The sequence below is a fragment of the Pseudomonas sp. Seg1 genome (assembly GCF_018326005.1).
Taxonomy (GTDB): domain Bacteria; phylum Pseudomonadota; class Gammaproteobacteria; order Pseudomonadales; family Pseudomonadaceae; genus Aquipseudomonas.
Genome location: NZ_AP021903.1, coordinates 6076996 through 6099043, shown reverse-complemented (window position 1 = coordinate 6099043; position 22048 = coordinate 6076996). Strand labels below are relative to the sequence as shown.

The window sequence follows — 22048 nt, the reverse complement described above, 5'->3', positions numbered from 1 at the left end:
ATTCGTAATGTATGCGAATGGGCGCCGTTGTGCGTTTAGTGTCCGGCCAAGGCCAGTCAACGCCCCATCCGAGCCTGACAGGTTGAACCTGCTGCAGCGCCCCTCGGACAGGTGGCGGGAAAACGGTATCAATTGAAGATGACCGTTTTGAAACGGGGGCGATTATAGCCGTCTAGACTGATCTTCCAAAGGGTTTCTGTCGGCCAAATGAAGATCGCTAATAGCGACCATAGTAGAAGGCTCATGGAGCATGACCGATCAGTCTGCCAAGATGGCGCCCATCTTTCGGCAAACGCTCAGGAGTGAACATGAATTTCCACACCCGCAAATGGGTAAAACCCGAAGACCTGAACCCTAACGGCACCTTGTTCGGCGGCAGCCTGCTGCGCTGGATCGACGAAGAAGCGGCGATCTACGCCATCGTGCAGTTGGGCAATCAGCGCGTGGTGACCAAGTACATCTCCGAAATCAACTTCGTCAGCGCTTCGCGCCAGGGCGACATCATCGAACTGGGCATCACCGCCACCGAATTCGGCCGCACCTCGATCACCCTGACCTGCGAAGTGCGCAACAAGATCACCCGCAAGAGCATCCTTACGGTCGAGAAAATGGTCTTTGTGAATCTGGGCGAGGACGGCCTGCCGGCTCCGCACGGGCGGACCGAGATCAAGTACGTCAAAGACCAGTTCAAGGAAGATGAGCTGGTCAGCAACTGACATCGACGGCGCTCCGATCGCGGGCAAGCCACGCTCCCACAGGTTCAGCGCAATCCCCTGTGGGAGCGGGCTTGCCCGCGATGGCGGTTTTGAAGTCAGCACATATTTGTCTGACCACTGAACAGCTGTGAATGGCGCGGGTCGTAGCTGAAAGCCCCCCACTGGTTCCCCCGCCATGAGCACCCCGACAGACGGCAAGACCCCCAACCTCTCGACCGATGAAAAACATGAAGTCGAGAAAAGCCAGCCGCCCCGCGCGGCGGTTCTGCACGAGATCATCCGCACCCAAGGCGACCAGGAACTGGAGCGCAGTATTGCCGCACTGTGGTGGTCAGCGCTGGCCGCAGGGCTGACCATGGGCCTGTCGCTGATGGGCATGGGCCTGCTCAACTCGCGCCTGCCCGAAGGTGACGAGTTCAAGGTGATCGCCAGTTTTGGTTACTGCGCGGGTTTCCTCGCGGTGATCCTCGCGCGCCAGCAACTGTTCACCGAGAACACTCTTACCGCCGTACTGCCGGTGATGACCAAACCGACCCTGCGCAATTTCGGCCGGTTGATTCGATTGTGGGGCGTGGTGCTGTTCGGCAACCTGTGCGGCACCATTCTGGTGGCGTACGTGATGCTTGAACTGCCGATCTTCGACACCAGGACCGACCAGGCCTTCCTTGAAATAGGCCGCAAGGTCATGGAAAACCACGCCAGCCAGATGTTCGCCAAGGGCATCGTCTCCGGCTGGATGATCGCCACCATGGTCTGGATGATCCCGTCCATGGAAAGCGCCAAGATGTGGATCATCATCCTCATCACTTACCTGATGGCGTTGGGCGACTTCACCCACATCGTGGTCGGTTCGGCGGAAGTGTCGTATCTGGTGTTTGCCGGCGAACTGCCGTGGAGTGATTTCTGGATGGTGTTCGCCGGGCCGACGCTGGCGGGGAATATCATCGGCGGCAGTTTCATCTTCGCCCTGATCAGCCATGCGCAGATTCGCAGCGAAAGCGGCGTGCCCAAGGCTGACAAGTCAGACCCTGGCGCACCCCGCGCAGATGACCGCGACAGCAAGACTCAATAGTTTCAAGCTTTGAATGAGGGGCTGACCGGCTCGGCGGTCGGTTCACCTTCAGGCATCTTGAGCTGTCCTTCCCAGCGAGCGATGACCAGCGGCGCCAATGCATTGCCCAACACATTGAGTGCTGTGACAGGCATGTCCATCAGTCGATAGACGCCAGCGATAATCGCCACGCCCTCCACCGGCAAGCCGGCGGCGGTCAGGGTCGCGGTCAGAATGATGAACATGAAGCCCGGCACACCCGCGGCGCCTTTGGACGTCAGCACCATGATCAGCACCAGCATCGCCTGATCGGCCAGACCCAGGTCGATGCCGTAAGCCTGGGCGATGAACAGCGTGCCCAGTCCGGCGAACAGTGATGCGCCATCCAGGTTGAACGAGTAGCCCAATGGAATGACCATGCTGGTGATAGGACGCGGCGCACCATAACGCTCCATCTTCTCGATCAATTGTGGCATCACCGTGGCCGAAGCGGCGCTGCTGTAAGCCAGCAGAAGTTCACTGCGAATTTCCCGAATCAGGTGGAAAAAGCGGATCCCGGCCATGCGCGCTACCACCCCCAGCACGCCAAGCGCGAACAGCAGCACTGCCACGTAAGTGATACCGATCAGTTTGGCCAGCGGCAGCAAGGCACTGAGACCGAAGCTGGCGACGGTGACGCCGATCAGGCCGAAGATGCCGATCGGCGAATAGTGCATGACCAGATGCGTGACCTTGAACATGGTATCCGAAACCGCCTGCATCACCGCGATCAGTGGCGCCTTTTGCTTTTCGGGCAGCATCGATAAGGCGCAGCCGAACAGGATGGCGAAAAACAGTACTGACAGCAGTTTGCCTTGGGACATGGCCAGCACGATGTTATCCGGAACGATGTTGACCAGCGTTCGGCCCAGATTCTGTGTGTCCCCCGCAGCGGCAAGGCCGGTGACCGGTGCTTGCAGCGTGCTGCTGAAGTCCGCACCCGCGCCGGGCTGGAATACATTACCGACGATCAGCCCGAAGACGATGGCGATGCTGGTGATCGTGAAGAAATACACCAGCGTCTTGATCCCGACGCGTCCGAGCGCCTTGGTGCTGCCTGCCCCGGCGATGCCGACCACCATGCACGCAAAGACCAACGGTACGACAATCATTTTCATCAACCTGATAAACAGATCCCCCGCCGGCTGCAACAGGTTGTCGATGAACCAGATCTTGTGTTCGGGAAACTGATTGAGAAGGATGCCGACGATTATTCCGGCGGCCAGCCCGAGCATGATGCGAGTGACAAGGCTGGTGGGTTGTCTGGTAGTCATGGTGTACCCCTTTGTTGTTGTGTTTGTTGGGGGGAGGCTCAGTGTGCGAAGAGACCGGCGAAGTCCTTGAAGCCCTTGACCTCAATCGGGTTGCCACTTGGGTCGAGAAAGAACATCGTGCGCTGCTCGCCGGGTTCGCCGGCAAAGCGGATCACGGGTGGAATCTCGAAAGCGGTGCCGAGGCGGTTCAAGCGCTCGGCCAGTGCCAGCCATTCATCCAGCGGCAGCACCACGCCAATGTGCGGCATTAATACTTTATGTTCACCGACATGCCCGGTACGGGTGGTGGCGAAGGGTGTGCCCAAGTGCAGGGAGATCTGGTTGCCGAAGAAATCGAAGTCGACCCAGGTCTCGGTACTGCGGCCCTCAGTGCAGCCCAACACATCTCGATAAAAAGTCCGCGTCTGTTGCAGATCGCAAACATGGTATGCAGCGTGAAAAGGTCTGTTCATATGATGTCCCCTAGTGAAGGAGCGCTCAGGGTAAACAGGCTGTACGGCGGGGCAAAACGGCTTCGCCTTGTTCTGAGCGAAAGGAAAACTTATGGATGTACGGTTTCTGAAAAGCCTGGTGGCCGTGGTCGAGACCGGCTCGATTGCAGCAGCAGCACGCCGCGAGAATCGCACGGCCGCCGCTATCAGTCAGCGTGTGCAAGCGCTCGAGCGCGAGTTGGGCTGCACGTTATTGCTGCGCACCGCCCATGCGGCGCGACCCTCCGACCAGTGCCTGCTGATGCTGCCGAAGATCAGGGCAATCATCGAACAGGCGCAGGCTTTACAGAGCGACTGGCACCATGACGGTCTGTCCGGAGAAGTGAAGATCGGGGCCATTTCCACCGCGCTGACGGGTGTGTTGCCCGCCTTGATCGAGCGACTGTCGCTGTCGGCGCCGGATTTGAAGCTGAAGATCACACCGGGCGACTCGAAAAGCCTTTACGAAAAAGTGCTCACGGGTGAGCTTGACGCGGCGATCCTGGTCAGGCCGCCGTTCCAGCCGCCGAAGGCATTGGCACTGGCCGTGCTCAAGGTTGAGCCACTGATTCTGGTCGCCCCGGCCATGCACGCCGGGCAGTCGCTGGCAACGCTGTTACGCGAGCATCCGTTCATACGTTATGACGCACGCTCGTGGGGCGGACAGATTGCCCAGCGCTACCTGGATGAACAAGCCATTGAGCCGAACGTGCTGTGTGAACTGGATGCACTGGAGACCATCGTCATGCTGGTCGCGCAGGGGATGGGAGTGTCGCTGGTGCCGCAATGGGCCGGGATGGCGCTGGAGGGGATGTGTGTATTGCCGGTGGGCGACGGGCAGCGTTATTCGCGGGAACTGGTGGTGATGCGTGGCTCGACGCCGCACCGCCCGTTGGCGATGCGGCATCTGCTCGAGTTGCTCGGCAGTTCGTCGTGAAGGTGTTCCACGACGGGTCGAGGGGATGTATCAGTGCGCGGCTTCAGTCACGCTTGCCGGCTCGTTGCGAGTCGCGTGCTTGACCAGTTTGCCGATGGTCAAACCTTGCAGCAGGATCGACGACAGCACCACGATATAGGTGATGCTCAGCAGTAGATCACGCTCCGGACCCAGTGGCAGCGCCAGCGCCAACGCCACCGAGACACCGCCGCGCAAACCGCCCCAGGTCAGGATGCGGATGGTGCCGCGCGGCACCGTGCGCCAACGACGCAGCAGGACGATGGCCGGGGCCACGGTGAGCAGGCGCGACAGCAGAATCGCCAGCGCCAGCAAACTGGCCGCCGCCACGTGCGCCCAGTTGAATGGCAGCAGCAACAGTTCCATGCCGATCAGCGCGAACAGCAGTGCGTTGAGCATGTCATCGAGCAGCTCCCAGAAGCCGTCGAGGTATTTGCGGGTCATGTCGTTCATCGCCAGGTTGCGACCGAGGTTGCCGATGATCAGACCGGCGACCACCATCGCAATCGGCGCCGAGACGTGCAGTTCGGACGCCATCGCCGAACCGCCGATCACCAGTGCGAGGGTCAGCATCACTTCGATCTGGTGCTGCTCGATGCTCTTGATCATCAGGTACACCAGATAACCGATCAGCCCACCGAACAGCACGCCGCCAATCGCCTCATGTGCGAACAGCATGGCGGTGGCGCTGATGGTCGGGGTTTCGCCGAGCTGGGCGATGCCCAGCAACACGGTGAACACCACAACCGCAGTGCCGTCGTTGAACAGCGATTCGCCGACGATGGTGGTTTTCAGCGGTTTCGAGGCGTTGGCGGTCCGCAGTACGCCGAGCACGGCGATCGGGTCGGTCGGCGAAATCAGCGCACCGAACAGCAGGCAGTAGAGGAAACTCACATGCCAGCCAAACAAGGCAAAAATGTAATAGGCGAGACTGCCGATCACGGCGGTCGCGATCAATACACCGAATGTTGCCAGCAGGCCGATGGGCCAGCGGTAGCTGCGCAAGTCGTTCAGGTTGACGTGCAGGGCGCCGGCGAACAGCAGGAACGACAGCATCCAGTTCATCAGCAGGTCGCCGAAGTCGATCTGGCCGATCAGTTGCTGCACACGTTCTTCGAGGCCTGGGTAGCCGAGCAGGCTCAGGCCTTGCAGCAACAGAGAGAACATCAGTGCGGTGACCATCACGCCGATGGTCGGCGGCAGGCCGATAAAGCGGAAATTGACGAAGGTCAGGAGGGTGGTCAAACAGATAAAAGCGGCGACAAGTTCAAGCATCCGGGGTCCTTTGGATGAGGGGTGGAAAGACAGCGCACCGATTCTTCGATGCAGGGGTTGGATGGGCTGATTCGGGGCGGAGACACAATGATGTCCCCTCGGTTGGTCAGCCGCAGACATTGGTGTAGGGTCAACCGCAAAAAACAAGGAGTAGAACATGCTGGCGACAGCTCTGGTGTTGGTGGCGGCGCTGTTGCATGCGGCGTGGAATACCCTGATCAAATTCAGCGCCGAACGGCTGCTGGTGGTGGCGTGCATGGACACGGTGGCGCTGTTGTTCGTGACGCTGGCGTTGCCCTTCATCAGCCTGCCGCCGCAGGAAATCTGGCCGTGGATACTGGCTTCGGCGGCGTTCGAACTGCTGTATCGCTATCTGCTGATCCAGGCCTATCGGGTCGGCGACCTCGGTCTGGTCTATCCGCTGATGCGCGGTTTGTCACCGCTGGTGGTGCTGGCGTTGACCCTGATTTTTGCCGGCGAAGTGCTGACCACCCAGCAGATCTTCGGGATCATGCTGATTCCCTTTGGCATGGCCTGCCTGCTCTGGCAGGGCGGTGGCGGCAAGCATCTGCCGTGGTCAATGTTGCCGGTGGTTGCGTTGATCGGACTGTGCATCGGTTGCTACACCTACATCGACGGTCAGGCGTTGCGGCGCTGGTCGCACCCGCTGGATTATCTGGTCTGGGTCACGCTGCTCAGTGCCTGGCCGTTTCCGCTGCTTGCGTGGGTGGCCAAGCGCCCGGCGTTCATGCAGTTCTGGCGTGAACAATGGAAGCTGGGGCTGACCGTCGGATTCTGCGTGTTGTTCAGCTACGCTCTGGTGCTGTGGGCGATGCAGTTGGGCTCGATTGCAGAAGCGGCGGCATTGCGCGAGATCAGCGTGATTCTGGTGGTGCTGTTTGGTATGCGCTATCTCAAAGAACCTTTCGGCCGGCCACGGCTCTTAGCCTGTGGGCTGGTGCTGATCGGCATGCTGGTGATGAAGTTCTGACCGCTCGCGAATTCTATGACTCGAAAAAAGGACGGCGTTATGACGGTGGCTCTGTGGTGTGTGTTGATCGCGATTTTTCTGCCGTATATCTGCACCGGCGTGGCGAAAGCCGTGGGTGGCTACCGGCTGAGTGACAATCACGATCCGCGCGATTTTCTGGAAAGCCTTAACGGTGTGGCTCGTCGGGCGCATGCGGCGCAACTGAACAGCTTTGAAGTGATGCCGGCGTTTGCCGCTGCGGTCATCGTCGCGCATCTGGTGGGGACTGCTGAGCTGGTGACGGTCAATGTGCTGGCGGTGCTGTTTATCACCAGTCGCCTGCTGTACATCATTTGCTATCTGGCTGACTGGGCGATCTTGCGGTCGCTGGTGTGGTTTGTGGGGATGGGGTTGATTGCTTCGTTCTTCTTTGTGTCTGTTTGATTACCGGTGTTGCTGATGGCCTCATCGCGGGCAAGCCCGCTCCCAAAGGTATCAGTGGTGAACAGAAATTCTGTGTACACCAAGGAAGCTTGTGGGAGCGGGCTTGCCCGCGATGGCTTTCTAACAGCCACCGATGATCTGAAGAGTTATTTCTTCTCCGTATCGGCCACCTGCGGCACTTGCGGCAGCGCCGCACCTTTTGGCCAAAGCATCCAGATCTGCCCCTGCTGTTTCATGTCCCCGGCCAATTGTCCGGCTGCGTCGCCGGTGCCCCAGAACAGATCCGCACGAACCTCGCCGGCAATTGCGCCGCCGGTGTCTTGCGCCGCCACCGGACGCACCAGCGCCGTGCCGTCGGGGCGCGTAGTCGACAGCCACAACAAACTGCCCAGCGGAATAACCTTGCGGTCCACCGCCGCGCTGTAACCGGCAGTCAGCGGCACGTTCAGCGAGCCGCGCGGGCCTTCGTTGCTGTCCGGGTTGCGGGTGAAGAACACGTAGCTCGGGTTGCTGCCGAGGAGTTCAGGGATGCGCGCCGGATTGGCTTTGGCCCAGTTGCTGATCGCACTCATGGTGACGTCTTCTTTCTTCAGCTCGCCTTGCTCGACCAGCCAGCGGCCGATCGGCCGATATGGGTGGCCGTTCTGGTCGGCGTAGGCAATGCGCAGCTGCTTGCCGTCCTGCGTCTGAATGCGCCCGGAACCCTGGATCTGCAGAAATTGCAGGTTCATCGGATCGGTCAGGTAGGCAACTACCGGCGCTTTCACGCCTTTGGACTCGATGGTCGCTGCATCGTCGTAGGGTTTGAGCACGCGACCTTCGAGGCGACCGCGCAAGCGCTTGCCCTTCAATTCGGGATAAATGCTGTCCAGCGAGACGATGATCATGTCTTCGGGGACGCCATACACCGGCACGTTGGCCACGTCAGTGGGCGTCAGGCTGCCGGGGTAGACGGGTTCGTAGTAGCCGGTGATCAAGCCGTTGGGGTTGTCGTTTTCAGCGCGCAGGCCAAACACGTCGAGGTTCTGCTTGAGGAACGCACGAATCTCGCCGGCACTTTGTGGCACGTTAGCGGCTGCCGCACAGGTCGTGCCCCAGACCGGGTCGGCCTTGAGTCGAGTGCATGCACTGCGCCACGAGCCGAAGCCAGCGACCAGATCACTGTCGGATACGACAGGCAGTGCTTCCCAGGTTGCGCTGGAATAAGTGGCCAGCGCATGGGTTTTCGGCTTGTCGCTGTCGCCCCCGGTGCAGCCGGCGAGAATCGCCAGCAGGGGTAGAGTCGCGATCAGTGGATGACGCCAGGCCTTGAAACGGCTGTTCATGGAGTGATTCCTGTGCCGGTTGCCCGAGTGCTCCATGCGCTCGAACAACCCGTATTTTAATAGGGCTATTGGTGTTTGGCGGTGACGCGGGGATACTGGCCGCCGATTTCCGTGACCTGAAGCCACCATGACTCTTAAAAGAATTGCTGTTGTATTGCTGGCCTGTCTGACCTTGTCCGCCTGTGGCGGTGTCGATCCGAACTCTCCGCTGGGGCAACGCAAGGCGATCTTCAAACAGATGCTCAAGACCGGTGAAGATCTGGGTGGCATGTTGCGTGGACGTATTCCGTTCGACGGGCCGAAGTTTGCTGAAGGTGCGGTAAAGCTTGATGCGTTGTCTCATGAGCCGTGGAAGCATTTCCCGCAGGTGCGCGAAGAAGATCACACCAGCGCCAAGGACGATGTCTGGCAGAAACAGGCGCAGTTTCAGGAAATGGCTCGCACCCTTGAAGCTGCCACCGGTGAATTGGTGATCGCCAGCAAGGTCCAGCCGTACAAGGCCAGCAACCTCGGGCCTGCGGTGCAGAAAGTTGAAGATGCCTGCAGCGCTTGCCATAAGCAATTTCGGGATCATTGATCTTCAAGACTGCTGAGTAACCCTGTGGCGAGGGGATTTATCCCCGATCGGCGGCGTAGCCGTCGCAAATCCATTCAACCAGGTATGCCTGTTACAGCTGAGTTGCATGGACTTGGGGCCGCTTCGCAGCCCATCGGGGATAAATCCCCTCGCCACAGGGGCATCAATTACTTATCGATTTCGTCCAGCGCTTCCTGCAGTTCCTTGCGCGATTCGGCGAGCTTGTCTTTGCGTTTGTTGATCTTCTCGGGATCGCCTTTCTTCATGGCTTTGTCGAGGTCAGCCTGGCGTTTGCTCACTTCGTGCTTGGCTTCAAGCACCTTGTTTTCGCGTTCTTTCTTCAAGCCTGCATCAGTGCAATGTTCGGTCACTTCGCGCAGCGCAGTTTCCAGGCCCGCCTGCTGATCGGCATTGCCACGGGATTTGGCCTGCTCGATCTGGTTCATGATGCCCTGCTTCTTGGCAGCGCAACCGGTGAGGCCCGGAGCATCTTCGGCAGCCATCACGGGCGCGGCCATTACGCCACAAAGAGTGAGCAGGGCGAGCGGTGTGAGAAATTTCATAAAAGCTCCATGTGCAAAGGCAATCAGGTCGGTCGGGCACTGCGCTGTTGGAGCGCTTCGGCGGCCGTTGGGTTCCCGGCGCACCGGGATTGCATGTTCAGAAGCCGTCGATACCGGCGGCGCGTAAGGTTTGACTCAAGGCCAGCACCTGCGGGTCGCGGAAAAATGCGCTCAATTGCGCCGCGCGACCGGGGCCGATGCCGGCTTCTGCCTGCCATTGTTTGGTGTCACGTTGTGCCAGTGCCTGCCACGACTCAGCCAGCCTTGCCTCACCTGTTGGCGGCAAGCCCAGTGCCTTGAGCCACTGTGCGAATGGTCGTTGGCGGGCGCTGTGAAAACTGTAGATCAGGCGCTCACTGCTGCGGTCGCCGAAACCGGCAATGTTAGCAAGCTCTGGCGCATCGAGGGTCAACCAATCCAGCAGGTTGTTCAGGCGGCCTGTTTCGAGAAGTTTCTCCCAGGTGCCACGACCGACATGTTGCATCGCCAGTCCGTGTTTGCCACTGAGCCAGGTCAGGCGGGCGAGAAACTGGCTTTCGCAGCCGGGTGTGGGTTGCCAGCAGCTCAGGGCGTGGAAGTCGTCGGCGCTGGGGATATTGATGTCCGCCCGTTCAGTGGTGCGCAACACAACGCTGTCGAGGCGCGGAATCGTCAGCCCTGCCAGGCTGATTGCCACCTGGTCACCGGGCCGGATATCCAGTTCTTCCCAACGCTTCAGCGAACCGGCGCTGACCCGTTTGATCTGTCGGTCATCCAGCATGACCGGTGTCAGTTCCAGAACCGGGGTGATGCGCCCGGTGCGCCCCACTTTGAAATTGACTTTGCGTACGTTGGCCATAGCCTGGGCGAACGGGTACTTCCAGGCGACGGCCCAATAGGGCGCGCGAGGCTGCCAGCGTTCGGCGGGTGGGCGCTGGCTCTGGCGCAAAACCACACCATCGCTGGCGAACGGCAAAGGTGAGCGATACCAGTGGTCACGCCATTTTTGTGCATCGGCGAACTCGCTGACAGGGTGGCTGTAAAGTTCGTTGGCGGGAAAACCCAGTGTCGCCAATGTCGATAATCTTTCAGGCAATTGCGCAGGCCCTTGCGGCCAGTCCCAGACAAACAGTCCGATGTCGGCGGCGTGTTCGTCATTCAGGGATTTGCGTCCCATCAACCCGGCCACCGTGGCACGGGCGTTGACGCTGCCGGAACGGGCCTGCACATGCTCGTTCAGGCGCCAATACAGTTCACCTTGCACCAGCAAATCCACAGGTTGCGTCAGTTGTTGCGGAATCGCTTTGATCTTGCGCGCCGATGCCGTCCAGTCGTGTCCGTTGACCCCGTCGCCGCGACTGATTGCTTGCTGCAAAAGTCCATCGCGATAAATGAGTGTCACCGCAACGCCATCGACCTTGGGTTGCACCCAGACCTCTTTGCGATCACGCAGCCAGGCTTGCACGGCCTCGGCTTTGTGAAGTTTATCCAGACCGGTGTGGGCGACTGGATGTGCGACTGGCCCGGAGGCTGTGCGCACGGCCTCGATCGTCGCAGGCGATTTGAAGCACGCTCGCCATTCGTTTAGCCGCAGGCGTGATTGGTCATAGAGTTCGTCGGCAATCAGCGAGCGCCCTTCGCGGTGGTAGGCATCGTCCCATTGGTCGATCTGTTTTTGCAGCGCGGTGATTTCGCGTTGGGCCTGGTCGGGCGGCCAGTTCGGGCATTCGGCGTAAGCCTTTAGAGTAAGGAGCGTCAGCAGCAAAGTAATTAACAGGCGCAGCGTGGCATGCATCGTGAGCGTCCTTGCTCAAGGGGAATGCTTGAAGGCTAGGCGAGTATTTTAAGTTGGGTCGGCAAGGTGTTTTGCTGAGTGTTTCTATGCGGAATCTGATGTCGCTCTTGCGGGCCTCTTCGCGGGCAAGCCCGCTCCCACAGGGTTATTCGTTTGGGTTCAGGAATCGTATTTCAGGCATAAAAAAGCCCCGCACGGCGCGAACCATGCGGGGCTTTTTGTACCGCCGGGGAAGTCTTACAGACCAGCAGCAGAACGCAGAGCGTCGGCGCGGTCGGTTTTTTCCCAGGTGAAGGTGGTGAAGGTGTCTTCGCCAACAGTCTTGGTCTCTGGAGCGCGACCGAAGTGACCGTACGCTGCAGTTTCCTGGTACATCGGGTGCAGCAGATCCAGCATGGTGGTGATTGCGTATGGACGCAGGTCGAACACTTCGCGAACCAGTTTGATGATCTTGTCATCGCTGATCTTGCCGGTGCCGAAGGTGTTCAGCGAGATCGAAGTAGGCTGGGCCACACCGATCGCGTAGGAAACCTGAATTTCGCAGCGCTCGGCCAGGCCGGCAGCGACGATGTTCTTGGCCACGTAACGGCCAGCGTAGGCTGCCGAACGGTCAACCTTCGATGGATCTTTACCGGAGAACGCGCCACCGCCGTGACGGGCCATGCCGCCGTAGCTGTCGACGATGATCTTGCGACCGGTCAGACCGCAGTCACCTACCGGGCCGCCAATGATGAACTGGCCGGTCGGGTTGATGTGGAACTGGGTGTCTTTGCTCAGCAGTTCGGCAGGCAGCACGTGCTTGACGATCAGCTCCATCACGCCTTCGCGCAGGTCTTTGTACGACACTTCAGGGTTGTGCTGGGTCGACAGAACAACTGCGTCGATACCAACCACCTTGCCGCCTTCGTAACGGCAAGTCACTTGCGACTTGGCGTCTGGACGCAGCCATGGCAGCAGACCCGATTTACGGGCTTCGGCCTGACGCTGCACCAGCTGGTGTGAGAAGGTGATCGGGGCTGGCATCAGCACGTCGGTTTCGTTGCTGGCGTAGCCGAACATCAGGCCCTGGTCGCCGGCGCCCTGATCTTCAGGCTTGGCGCGGTCAACACCCTGGTTGATGTCGGGGGACTGCTTGCCGATGATGTTCATCACGCCGCAAGTCGCGCCGTCGAAGCCGACTTCGGAGCTGGTGTAGCCGATGTCGCAGATCACGTCACGAACGATCTGCTCCAGGTCGACCCAGGCGCTGGTGGTCACTTCACCGGCAACGATGGCCACGCCGGTCTTGACCAGGGTTTCCACGGCAACGCGTGCGTGCTTGTCCTGGGCAATAATGGCGTCCAGCACCGCATCGGAAATCTGGTCGGCGATTTTGTCCGGATGTCCTTCAGACACGGACTCGGAGGTGAAGAGGGAGTATTCGCTCATCTCGATGTTTTCCTGAATTTACCGATGGTGAGTGTCGCCAGCCGGTCGCTGAAAATGGCGGACCTGGATCTGGAAACCATTACGTAAGCCTACATAGAGGCTTTCCCCGGGAACGAGTCCCGCAGCGGTGGCCCAACGGGCCAAATCGTCCTGTTCAAACCCCAACCACAGATCACCGCAGGCCTCCCTGGCCCAACTCTGGTTGTGGCTACATAACTCTGTCACGAGCAGACTACCGCCCGGTTGCAGCAGGCCGGCCATGTGCTTGAGCGCTTCGGCCGGTGCGGCGAAATGGTGCAGCACCATATTCAGTACAACGCAATCGGCTTGAAGGCTGGTGCCGTTCAATGCATCGGCCAATTGCAGGCTGACGTTAGCCAGTTGTTCGCGTTCACATACCTGACGTGCCAGTTCGAGCATCGCCGGGCTGTTGTCCAGCGCGGTTACGGTGCCGAAGCGGCGTGCCAGTTCCGGCAGAAAAGCACCATCGCCGGGGCCGACTTCAATGGCCGTGGCAGCGCCATTGAAATTCAGTTTGTCGAGCAGGGCCAGCACGCTTTCACGATACTGCGGCAGGCCGGCAATCAGGTCTTGCTGGGCGCGAAATTTCTCCGCGACCCGGGCGAAAAAGTCTTGGCTGGCGGCGGCTCGCTGGGCGTGAACCTGAGCGATTCGCGCCTGGACGTCGTCCGGGAGCGCCAGATTGTCGACTTCTTCTAACAGTGCAGCGTGCAGCTTGCCACCCAGCAGTTCGGTGTGGGGCAGGGCGCGGCGATAGAAAATCGCGTTGCCTTCGCGGCGGGTCGCCACCAGATCGGCTTGCGCCAGGACTTTAAGGTGATGACTCATGCCGGACTGGCCAATGCCGAAAATCTGCGCCAGTTCCAATACACCAAACGAATCGTTGGCCAGCGCGCGCAGTACATTCAGCCGCAGCGGATCACCGCCGGCCTTGCACAGGGCCGCCAGCTCGTCGCAATCGTCATGGCGAATGGAAGGCACGCGTAAGTTCATGGGGCAGCAGTCTAGAGACGGGGGTAAATCACCGCAAGGCCAATATCAAAAAGTTTTGATATTGCTCGATAAATGGCACTTCTCACGAAACGGTTAACTCTACAAACGAACAGCGGAAAGGTTTCACCAACGGAAACCGCCGTTAACCATGGGAAAAACGCCCTCGGATGACTATCTGTCATTGCCCCGAGGCGCTCCGGTGAGGGAAAATGCCCTCCTTTTTTCCGTTTCAATCTATTCACACCCAGGAGATCAGCGATGCCTAGCCGTCGTGAGCGTGCCAACGCCATTCGTGCCCTCAGCATGGATGCCGTGCAAAAAGCCAACAGCGGCCATCCCGGTGCCCCTATGGGTATGGCAGATATCGCCGAAGTGCTTTGGCGCGACTACCTCAAGCACAACCCGAGCAATCCATCGTTCGCCGACCGTGACCGCTTTGTGCTGTCCAACGGCCACGGCTCGATGTTGATCTACTCGCTGCTGCACCTGACCGGTTACGACCTGTCGATCGACGACCTCAAGCAATTCCGTCAACTGCACAGCCGCACCCCGGGTCACCCGGAATTCGGTTACACCCCGGGCGTCGAAACCACCACTGGCCCTCTGGGTCAGGGTCTGGCCAACGCCGTGGGCTTCGCTCTGGCTGAAAAAGTGCTGGGCGCGCAGTTCAACCGTCCTGGCCACAATATCGTTGACCACCACACCTACGTGTTCCTGGGTGATGGCTGCATGATGGAAGGCATTTCCCACGAAGTCGCTTCCCTGGCCGGTACTCTGGGCCTGGGCAAGCTGATCGCTTTCTACGATGACAACGGCATCTCCATCGACGGCGAAGTCGAAGGCTGGTTCACCGATGACACGCCGAAGCGTTTCGAGTCCTACAACTGGCAGGTCATCCGCAACGTCGACGGTCACGATCCGGAAGAGATCAAGACCGCCATCGAGACCGCGCGCAAGAGCCCGCTGCCGACCCTGATCTGCTGCAAGACCACCATCGGTTTCGGTTCGCCGAACAAGCAGGGCAAAGAAGACTGCCACGGCGCCCCACTGGGTGACGCGGAAATCGCTCTGACCCGTCAGGCGCTGAACTGGAATCACGGCCCGTTCGAAATCCCGGCCGACATCTATGCCGAATGGGATGCCAAAGAAGCTGGCCGTGCTGTTGAAGCCGAGTGGGATCAGCGTTTCGCTGCTTACTCCGCCGCGTTCCCGACCGAAGCCAACGAACTGGTGCGTCGTCTGAGCGGCGAGCTGCCGGCCGACTTCTCCGAAAAAGCCTCGGCCTACATCGCTGAAGTCGCGGCCAAAGGCGAAACCATCGCCAGCCGTAAAGCCAGCCAGAACACCCTGAACGCGTTCGGCCCGCTGCTGCCGGAACTGCTCGGCGGTTCGGCTGACCTGGCCGGTTCCAACCTGACCCTGTGGAAAGGTTGCAAAGGCGTCAGCGCTGAAGATGCCAGCGGCAACTACATGTACTACGGCGTGCGCGAATTCGGCATGACCGCGATCATGAACGGCGTCACTCTGCACGGCGGCCTGGTGCCTTACGGCGCGACCTTCCTGATGTTCATGGAATACGCCCGCAACGCCGTGCGCATGTCCGCGCTGATGAAGAAGCAAGTGATCCACGTCTACACCCACGACTCCATCGGTCTGGGCGAAGACGGCCCGACGCACCAGCCGATCGAGCAACTGACCAGCCTGCGTACCACACCGAACCTCGACACCTGGCGTCCAGCCGATGCCGTTGAATCGGCCGTGGCCTGGAAAAACGCTCTGGAGCGCAAGGACGGCCCATCGGCGCTGATCTTCTCGCGTCAGAACCTGCAGCACCAAGAGCGCGATGCCGGTCAGATCGCCGACATCAGCCGCGGTGGCTACGTTCTGAAGGACTGCGCAGGCGAGCCTGAGCTGATCCTGATCTCGACCGGTTCTGAAGTGGGCCTGGCTGTTCAGGCGTACGACAAACTGACCGAGCAGGGCCGTAAGGTGCGCGTGGTTTCCATGCCTTGCACCAGCGTGTTCGATGCTCAGGACGCGGGCTACAAGCAAGCCGTGCTGCCGTTGCAGGTCAGCGCGCGTATCGCGATCGAAGCGGCTCACGCCGACTTCTGGTTCAAGTACGTGGGTCTGGAAGGTCGCGTGATCGGTATGACCACTTACGGCGAATCGGCTCCGGCTTCGGCACTGTTCGAAGAGTTCGGCTTCACCCTGGAAAACATCCTGGGTCAGGCTGAAGAGCTGCTGGAAGACTAAGTCCGACAGTTGTGTTGTCCGGGCTGACGCCATCGCGAGCAGGCTCACTCCTACAGGGTTTTACGTTGCCCATGTAGGAGTGAGCCTGCTCGCGATAGCGTCGCTTCAGACAATAAAGAGCTTTCTGATTCACCACGGTAATCGAGAACCCCATGCCTCAACCGCGTCCTTACAAAGTTGCACTCAACGGCTACGGCCGGATTGGTCGTTGCGTCTTGCGTGCGTTGTTTGAGCGAGGCGAGAAAGCCGGGTTTGAAATTGTCGCGATCAACGATCTGGCTGACATGGCCAGCATCGAATACCTGACACGCTTCGACTCCACTCACGGCCGCTTTCCCGGCGAAGTGCGAGTAGAAGGCGATTGTCTGCATATTAATGGCGACTGCGTGAAGGTCCTGCGCAGTGCCACCCCCGAAGGCATCGATTGGGCGTCCCTTGGTGTCGATCTGGTGCTTGAGTGTTCCGGTGCCTACAACACCCGTGAAGATGGCCAGCGCTTTCTCGACGCCGGCGCGCCACGCGTGTTGTTCTCGCAGCCGATGGCCAGCGAGGCGGATGTCGACGCCACCATCGTTTACGGCGTCAATCAGGATTGCCTGACTGGTGATGAGTTGCTGGTGTCCAACGCCTCCTGCACGACCAACTGCGGCGTGCCGCTGTTGCGTTTACTCGACAAGGCGATTGGCCTCGATTACGTGTCGATCACCACGATTCACTCGGCGATGAACGATCAGCCGGTGATCGACGCCTATCACCACGAAGACCTGCGCCGCACGCGTTCGGCGTTCCAGTCGGTGATCCCGGTGTCCACTGGTCTGGCGCGCGGTATCGAGCGCCTGCTGCCGGAACTTGCCGGGCGAATTCAGGCCAAAGCCGTACGCGTGCCGACGGTCAACGTGTCTTGCCTCGACATCACGATGCAGACCGCCACCGCGACCGACGCCAATGAGGTCAACCGGATTCTGCGCGAGGCTGCCACCAGCGGCCCGCTCAAAGGCCTGTTGGCTTACACCGAGCTTCCCCACGCAAGCTGTGATTTCAACCATGACCCACATTCGGCCATCGTCGATGCCAGTCAGACCCGTGTTTCCGGCCCCAAACTGGTAAACATCCTGGCCTGGTTCGACAACGAATGGGGTTTTGCCAACCGAATGCTGGATGTTGCAGAACACTATCTGCAAACAGCAACTTCAAAAAAACCGTAGGAAGTGCGACCCATGACCGTGTTGAAGATGTCCGACCTCGATCTGCAAGGTAAGCGCGTATTGATCCGCGAAGACCTCAACGTCCCAGTCAAGGACGGTGTTGTCACCAGCGACGCGCGTATCCTGGCTTCGCTGCCGACCATCAAGCTGGCCCTGGAAAAAGGTGCGGCGGTGATGGTTTGCTCGCACCTGGGCCGTCCGACCGAGGGCGAGTTCTCCGCCGAGAACAGCCTCAAGCCAGTCGCCGACTACCTGAGCAAGGCTCTGGGCCGCGAAGTGCCGCTGGTGGCCGATTACCTGGGCGGTGTAGACGTCAAGGCCGGCGACATCGTGCTGTTCGAAAACGTGCGCTTCAACAAGGGCGAGAAAAAGAACGCTGACGAACTGGCCCAGCAATACGCGGCCCTGTGCGACGTGTTCGTGATGGACGCCTTCGGCACCGCCCACCGCGCCGAAGGTTCGACCCACGGCGTGGCCAAGTTCGCCAAAGTCGCCGCTGCTGGCCCTCTGTTGGCTGCTGAACTGGATGCACTGGGCAAAGCCCTGGGCGCGCCGGCCAAGCCAATGGCTGCGATCGTTGCCGGCTCCAAGGTGTCGACCAAACTCGACGTGCTGAACAGCCTGAGCCAGATCTGCGATCAACTGATCGTCGGCGGTGGTATCGCCAACACTTTCCTCGCTGCGGCCGGTCACCCGGTGGGCAAATCGCTGTACGAGCCGGACCTGCTCGACACCGCGCGCGCCATCGCCGCCAAGGTCAGCGTGCCGCTGCCGGTTGACGTGGTGGTTGCCAAAGAATTCGCCGAAACCGCAGAAGCCACTGTCAAACTGATCGCTGAAGTTGCCGCTGATGACATGATTCTGGACATCGGCCCGCAGACCGCTGCCAACTTCGCTGAACTGTTGAAATCGTCGAAAACCATTCTGTGGAACGGCCCGGTCGGCGTGTTCGAATTCGACCAGTTCGGCAACGGTACCAAAGTGCTGGCTCAGGCCATCGCTGAAAGCTCGGCGTTCTCCATTGCTGGCGGTGGCGACACCCTGGCCGCTATCGATAAATATGGCGTGGCTGAGCAAATCTCCTACATTTCCACCGGTGGCGGCGCGTTCCTCGAATTCGTCGAGGGCAAAGTGCTGCCAGCCGTAGAAGTCCTGGAAAGCCGGGCCAAGGCCTGAGGCCGCCCGATTGGCCAGGCAAAGGAGTGGTCACATGGTCAAGTCGTTAGCACTGTTGTTGCTGACCGGTACGCTGGCGGCCTGCGGGAGTAACCCGAAGGCCGAAGCGACGCCAGCACCCAGCGAGTCGCAGAAGGGCTGTTATCAGGCCGACTGGCAGGCCGAAACCAACCCGGTGCTGAACAAGCGCTCGGGGCCGGACGGCCTGGATAAATACGAGACGCAAACCCCGGCCAAGGAACATGGTTGTCCTTGACGGGTCTGACTCTTTAACTCAGGGCTGGCGGCGTGCGCCGTCAGTCGAGGAACACGGATGAAAGGCTTGATCGCCATTGCGGCGTTGGCATTGTTGGGCGGTTGCGCGCAGTTGAACCTGTTTCAGTCGTCCGCCCCGGCGGATAACTGGACCACCTGGACCTGCGACAGCCAGGCCAAAGTGCTGTGGCGTTACGCCGATGCCAGCCAGAAGGAAGTCGATGTTCGACTGGGTGGCGGCGATCAGGTCTATCGCCTGAAAGAAGAGCCGGGCGCCTCGGGCACGTTGTACAGCGATGGCATGCTGGCGTTTCACGTCAAGGGTGACGAAGGCCTGGTGTACTGGGTCGCCACCAATGACTTGATTGGCCGCGGCTGCAAAGCGCAATAACTGACACATCACCACTCTAATGTGGGGGGCTTTTGTGGCGAGGGGGCTTGCCCCCGTTGGAGTGCGAAGCGCTCCCAAAGCTATTTACGACTGCTGCGCAGCCGAACGGGGGCAAGCCCCCTCGCCACAGAGTTTCAGTGACAAACAGAATTTGCTTTATCGAATCACCAGACCGGGCTTCGACCCCCGATCTGCAATCACTTGAATAGCCGCCGCCGCTCCGGCAGGCTGGCACGATTAACGACCCAAACCGGGAGAGACACACACAATGGCACTTATCAGCATGCGCCAGATGTTGGACCACGCAGCCGAGTTCGGCTACGGCGTTCCAGCCTTCAACGTCAACAACCTTGAGCAGATGCGCGCCATCATGGAAGCCGCTGACAAGACTGACTCCCCGGTGATCGTCCAGGCTTCGGCCGGCGCCCGTAAATACGCTGGCGCGCCGTTCCTGCGTCACCTGATCCTGGCCGCGATCGAAGAATTCCCGCACATCCCGGTGTGCATGCACCAGGACCACGGCACCAGCCCTGACGTCTGCCAGCGTTCGATCCAGCTGGGCTTCAGCTCGGTGATGATGGACGGCTCCCTCGGCGAAGACGGCAAGACCCCGACCGACTACGAATACAACGTCCGCGTTACCCAACAGACCGTAGCCATGGCTCACGCCTGCGGCGTTTCGGTTGAAGGTGAATTGGGCTGCCTGGGTTCGCTGGAAACCGGCATGGCCGGTGAAGAAGACGGTATCGGCGCTGAAGGCGTTCTGGATCACAGCCAAATGCTGACCGACCCGGAAGAAGCCGCTGACTTCGTCAAGAAGACTCAGGTTGATGCCCTGGCCATCGCCATCGGCACCAGCCACGGCGCCTACAAGTTCACCAAGCCACCGACCGGCGACGTGCTGGCGATCGACCGCATCAAGGAAATCCACAAACGCATCCCGAACACCCACTTGGTAATGCACGGTTCCTCGTCGGTGCCACAAGAGTGGCTGGCGATCATCAACCAGTACGGCGGCGACATCAAAGAAACCTACGGCGTACCGGTTGAAGAAATCGTCGAAGGCATCAAGTACGGCGTGCGCAAGGTCAACATCGACACCGACCTGCGTCTGGCATCCACCGGCGCAATGCGTCGCCTGATGGCCACCAACCCGAGCGAATTCGACCCACGTAAATTCTTCGGCGCCACCGTGACGGCAATGCGTGATGTGTGTATCGCTCGTTATGAAGCGTTCGGTACTGCGGGTAATGCTTCGAAGATCAAGCCGATTTCTCTGGAAGCGATGTTCCAGCGTTATCTGAAAGGTGAGTTGAACGCTAAGGTTAACTGAGCCTTGGCTTTGAACCGCTGATACAAGAAACCCGCCGTGAGGCGGGTTTTTTGTGGGCTGCAATGTCTGCGTGCAGTGAAGCTATCCAAAAGTCAGAGCAAATGGTGCTGCTGATTGCTTGATGGCAGTAAACACGTGAGGCGCCTGTTCCCGATACTGAGAATGGCGCTTCAGCACCTCTTCAACAGCGATGAGCAACTTTTGAATACGCTCTCTGGGCTGCTCGATTTCACAGGTATGGGCAAACTCCAGCAGTCCTTGTCGGGAGGCGAACATTGACTTGTTGCCCGCCAGATCCAACGCCAAAACATCTTCCGGAATATAGGCGGTGGTGTTGACGATGTCGTAAGCCGGCGCCAGATGCGCATCGCGTTGCGTGGGTTCTGAATAGAGCAAACCGAAATTTTTCAAATGAGCGTCGCCATTTCCGACGATGCAACTCAGGGCAACGCTATCGAAGAGTTGATCGAGGGACGTGCGCAAGTGTTTCGCTGGGCAAAACACTCGAACAGCCTTCGCGATGGCTGCATAACTTTTGCTGTACTTCTGAGTAGCTGGCAGCCCCATCAACACGGCCATGTCTTCAAAACCGATCGGGTTGAGCTGATCGTCGCGATCAAAGCGGCGCATGACAAATAGCTTGGCGTTGTCGGAAAGATAAAACGGCGGAACGGGAATGCCCGCGTCTTTTGCCATGGACATACAAAGGAATTCGTTGATCGCCAGGCCTGGGAATTCGTCTCTGCCACTTTTGATGATCAGGTCCGAGGTTTTGGATGTCACTCGCGGCAACTCTGCCTCTTGTCGTTCCGGCACCAGCAACTTGGGTTGAACGCCTGAAATGCCTGCCCGCAGGATGTAGCGATCAAGCATGTCGGCGAAGATATCTTCCGTGCCGTCCCACGTGAGAATCTCTTCGAGTTTCTCTCCCGGAAATTCTTGCTCCTCCAACAAGGCATCAACGGTTTCAGAGCGTACGTGAACCCTGCCAATGGGCGATGTGCTTCCGGAAAGCGCCAGTAGCAGCATTGGGTCGACGTTGACTGTCTTGGCCAAGCGATTGCGTAACTGCTCCAGCACATAGCCTTCTGGCAGGTTCATTTGAAAAACAGGGTGCAGTTCGCGCCGACGAAATTCGTCATGCCGTACAGGCATCGAGAGGCTGATGGCCATTTTGGGCGATGCATCTTCGTGATAACGAAAAGTGAAATCCTCGGCGTTGCTGAAAAGTCTGCCGCTATTACCTTGTGGGGTACTGACTTGAAGAGAGGCCATTTTCATTCGAATAAATCCCCAAGCTCTTCAAGGGTTGGCATCGTTGCTGGAACCACCGAGAGTTCGCAGTCCAGAGCAGCCAAAACGCGCGCGTAAGCGATCATGCCGACGGAAAGGGTGCCTTTCTCCACCGCGATGACTTTGTATCGCGTCAGTCCCGCCAGATCGGCAAGCTGAGCCTGCGTCAGGCCACGATTTATACGTTTTTGACGTAATTGGATGCCGAGCCGGTTAATCAACAGAGAGTGGTCCATGTGTCGCTACCGTAACATTTAATATTGA

At 59.4% G+C, this 22048-nt stretch carries 22 protein-coding genes and 1 riboswitch; of the genes, 12 read left to right on the top strand and 10 right to left on the bottom strand.

Annotated elements, in window-relative coordinates:
• Positions 1 to 12: 12 nt before the first annotated feature.
• Positions 13 to 111: riboswitch (S-adenosyl-L-homocysteine riboswitch) on the bottom strand.
• A 197-nt stretch (positions 112 to 308) separates the two neighbouring features.
• Both KI231_RS27430 and KI231_RS27425 read left to right on the top strand, forming a co-directional pair.
• Complete coding sequence (locus tag KI231_RS27430; protein ID WP_095137509.1) at positions 309 to 716, top strand: acyl-CoA thioesterase; 408 nt, start codon at positions 309 to 311, stop codon at positions 714 to 716.
• 175 nt (positions 717 to 891) lie between these two features.
• On the top strand, positions 892 to 1788 hold the full coding sequence (locus tag KI231_RS27425; protein ID WP_213026825.1) for a formate/nitrite transporter family protein: 897 nt from the start codon (positions 892 to 894) through the stop codon (positions 1786 to 1788).
• Positions 1789 to 1790: 2 nt separating this feature from the next.
• Here the strand turns inward: KI231_RS27425 and KI231_RS27420 are convergent, their stop codons facing one another.
• A complete protein-coding gene (locus KI231_RS27420) occupies positions 1791 to 3080 on the bottom strand; it encodes a cation:dicarboxylate symporter family transporter (protein WP_249412076.1) in 1290 nt (429 codons plus the stop codon).
• A 38-nt stretch (positions 3081 to 3118) separates the two neighbouring features.
• A complete protein-coding gene (locus KI231_RS27415; protein WP_213026824.1) occupies positions 3119 to 3532 on the bottom strand; it encodes a VOC family protein in 414 nt (137 codons plus the stop codon).
• Positions 3533 to 3623: 91 nt separating this feature from the next.
• Here KI231_RS27415 and KI231_RS27410 point away from each other — a divergent pair, with 91 nt between their 5' ends.
• On the top strand, positions 3624 to 4487 hold the full coding sequence (locus tag KI231_RS27410) for a LysR family transcriptional regulator (protein WP_213026823.1): 864 nt from the start codon (positions 3624 to 3626) through the stop codon (positions 4485 to 4487).
• Positions 4488 to 4517: 30 nt separating this feature from the next.
• On the opposite strand, the gene KI231_RS27405 is transcribed toward KI231_RS27410, so the two are convergent.
• A complete protein-coding gene (locus KI231_RS27405) occupies positions 4518 to 5780 on the bottom strand; it encodes a cation:proton antiporter (RefSeq protein WP_213026822.1) in 1263 nt (420 codons plus the stop codon).
• A 157-nt stretch (positions 5781 to 5937) separates the two neighbouring features.
• Between KI231_RS27405 and KI231_RS27400 the strand changes: the two genes are divergently transcribed.
• Both KI231_RS27400 and KI231_RS27395 read left to right on the top strand, forming a co-directional pair.
• Complete coding sequence (locus tag KI231_RS27400; RefSeq protein ID WP_213026821.1) at positions 5938 to 6771, top strand: EamA family transporter; 834 nt, start codon at positions 5938 to 5940, stop codon at positions 6769 to 6771.
• A 39-nt stretch (positions 6772 to 6810) separates the two neighbouring features.
• Positions 6811 to 7194 carry an MAPEG family protein gene (locus tag KI231_RS27395; protein WP_103304273.1) on the top strand — a complete coding sequence of 128 codons (384 nt, stop codon included), beginning with the start codon at positions 6811 to 6813 and terminating at the stop codon, positions 7192 to 7194.
• A gap of 146 nt (positions 7195 to 7340) precedes the next feature.
• On the opposite strand, the gene mltA is transcribed toward KI231_RS27395, so the two are convergent.
• Positions 7341 to 8519 carry a murein transglycosylase A gene (mltA, locus tag KI231_RS27390; RefSeq protein ID WP_213026820.1) on the bottom strand — a complete coding sequence of 393 codons (1179 nt, stop codon included), beginning with the start codon at positions 8517 to 8519 and terminating at the stop codon, positions 7341 to 7343.
• Positions 8520 to 8646: 127 nt separating this feature from the next.
• On the opposite strand from mltA, the gene KI231_RS27385 reads away from it, so the two are divergent.
• Positions 8647 to 9096, top strand: coding sequence for a c-type cytochrome (locus KI231_RS27385; protein WP_103304271.1), 450 nt, complete (start codon positions 8647 to 8649; stop codon positions 9094 to 9096).
• Between the two features lie 167 nt (positions 9097 to 9263).
• Here the strand turns inward: KI231_RS27385 and KI231_RS27380 are convergent, their stop codons facing one another.
• The 4 genes from KI231_RS27380 to KI231_RS27365 form a co-directional block, all read right to left on the bottom strand.
• Positions 9264 to 9659 carry a DUF1090 domain-containing protein gene (locus KI231_RS27380; RefSeq protein ID WP_103304270.1) on the bottom strand — a complete coding sequence of 132 codons (396 nt, stop codon included), beginning with the start codon at positions 9657 to 9659 and terminating at the stop codon, positions 9264 to 9266.
• A 97-nt stretch (positions 9660 to 9756) separates the two neighbouring features.
• A complete protein-coding gene (gene ligB, locus KI231_RS27375; protein WP_213026819.1) occupies positions 9757 to 11433 on the bottom strand; it encodes an NAD-dependent DNA ligase LigB in 1677 nt (558 codons plus the stop codon).
• A gap of 237 nt (positions 11434 to 11670) precedes the next feature.
• Entirely contained in the window at positions 11671 to 12861 is a 1191-nt protein-coding gene (gene metK / locus KI231_RS27370; RefSeq protein ID WP_034153622.1) for a methionine adenosyltransferase, read from the bottom strand.
• 18 nt (positions 12862 to 12879) lie between these two features.
• Positions 12880 to 13875 (bottom strand): ArsR/SmtB family transcription factor, encoded by a 996-nt coding sequence (locus KI231_RS27365; protein WP_103304268.1) that lies wholly within the window; start codon positions 13873 to 13875, stop codon positions 12880 to 12882.
• A gap of 258 nt (positions 13876 to 14133) precedes the next feature.
• Here KI231_RS27365 and tkt point away from each other — a divergent pair, with 258 nt between their 5' ends.
• The 6 genes from tkt (at position 14134) to fba (ending at position 20491) form a co-directional block, all read left to right on the top strand.
• Entirely contained in the window at positions 14134 to 16131 is a 1998-nt protein-coding gene (gene tkt / locus KI231_RS27360; protein WP_213026818.1) for a transketolase, read from the top strand.
• 152 nt (positions 16132 to 16283) lie between these two features.
• The gene (gene epd, locus KI231_RS27355) at positions 16284 to 17336 is read left to right on the top strand and encodes an erythrose-4-phosphate dehydrogenase (protein WP_093429868.1); all 1053 of its coding nucleotides are present in this window, start codon (positions 16284 to 16286) and stop codon (positions 17334 to 17336) included.
• 12 nt (positions 17337 to 17348) lie between these two features.
• Positions 17349 to 18512, top strand: coding sequence for a phosphoglycerate kinase (locus KI231_RS27350; protein WP_213026817.1), 1164 nt, complete (start codon positions 17349 to 17351; stop codon positions 18510 to 18512).
• Positions 18513 to 18546: 34 nt separating this feature from the next.
• Complete coding sequence (locus tag KI231_RS27345; protein WP_007913756.1) at positions 18547 to 18768, top strand: hypothetical protein; 222 nt, start codon at positions 18547 to 18549, stop codon at positions 18766 to 18768.
• Between the two features lie 57 nt (positions 18769 to 18825).
• Positions 18826 to 19158 carry an MliC family protein gene (locus tag KI231_RS27340; RefSeq protein ID WP_103304265.1) on the top strand — a complete coding sequence of 111 codons (333 nt, stop codon included), beginning with the start codon at positions 18826 to 18828 and terminating at the stop codon, positions 19156 to 19158.
• A gap of 268 nt (positions 19159 to 19426) precedes the next feature.
• The gene (gene fba / locus KI231_RS27335) at positions 19427 to 20491 is read left to right on the top strand and encodes a class II fructose-bisphosphate aldolase (RefSeq protein ID WP_003229012.1); all 1065 of its coding nucleotides are present in this window, start codon (positions 19427 to 19429) and stop codon (positions 20489 to 20491) included.
• 81 nt (positions 20492 to 20572) lie between these two features.
• Here fba and KI231_RS27330 read toward each other — a convergent pair whose 3' ends face one another.
• Positions 20573 to 21772, bottom strand: coding sequence for a type II toxin-antitoxin system HipA family toxin (locus tag KI231_RS27330; protein ID WP_213026816.1), 1200 nt, complete (start codon positions 21770 to 21772; stop codon positions 20573 to 20575).
• Positions 21769 to 22020, bottom strand: coding sequence for a helix-turn-helix domain-containing protein (locus KI231_RS27325; protein WP_213026815.1), 252 nt, complete (start codon positions 22018 to 22020; stop codon positions 21769 to 21771). Before KI231_RS27325 ends, KI231_RS27330 begins: the two co-directional genes overlap by 4 nt.
• Between the last annotated feature and the right edge of the window lie 28 nt (positions 22021 to 22048).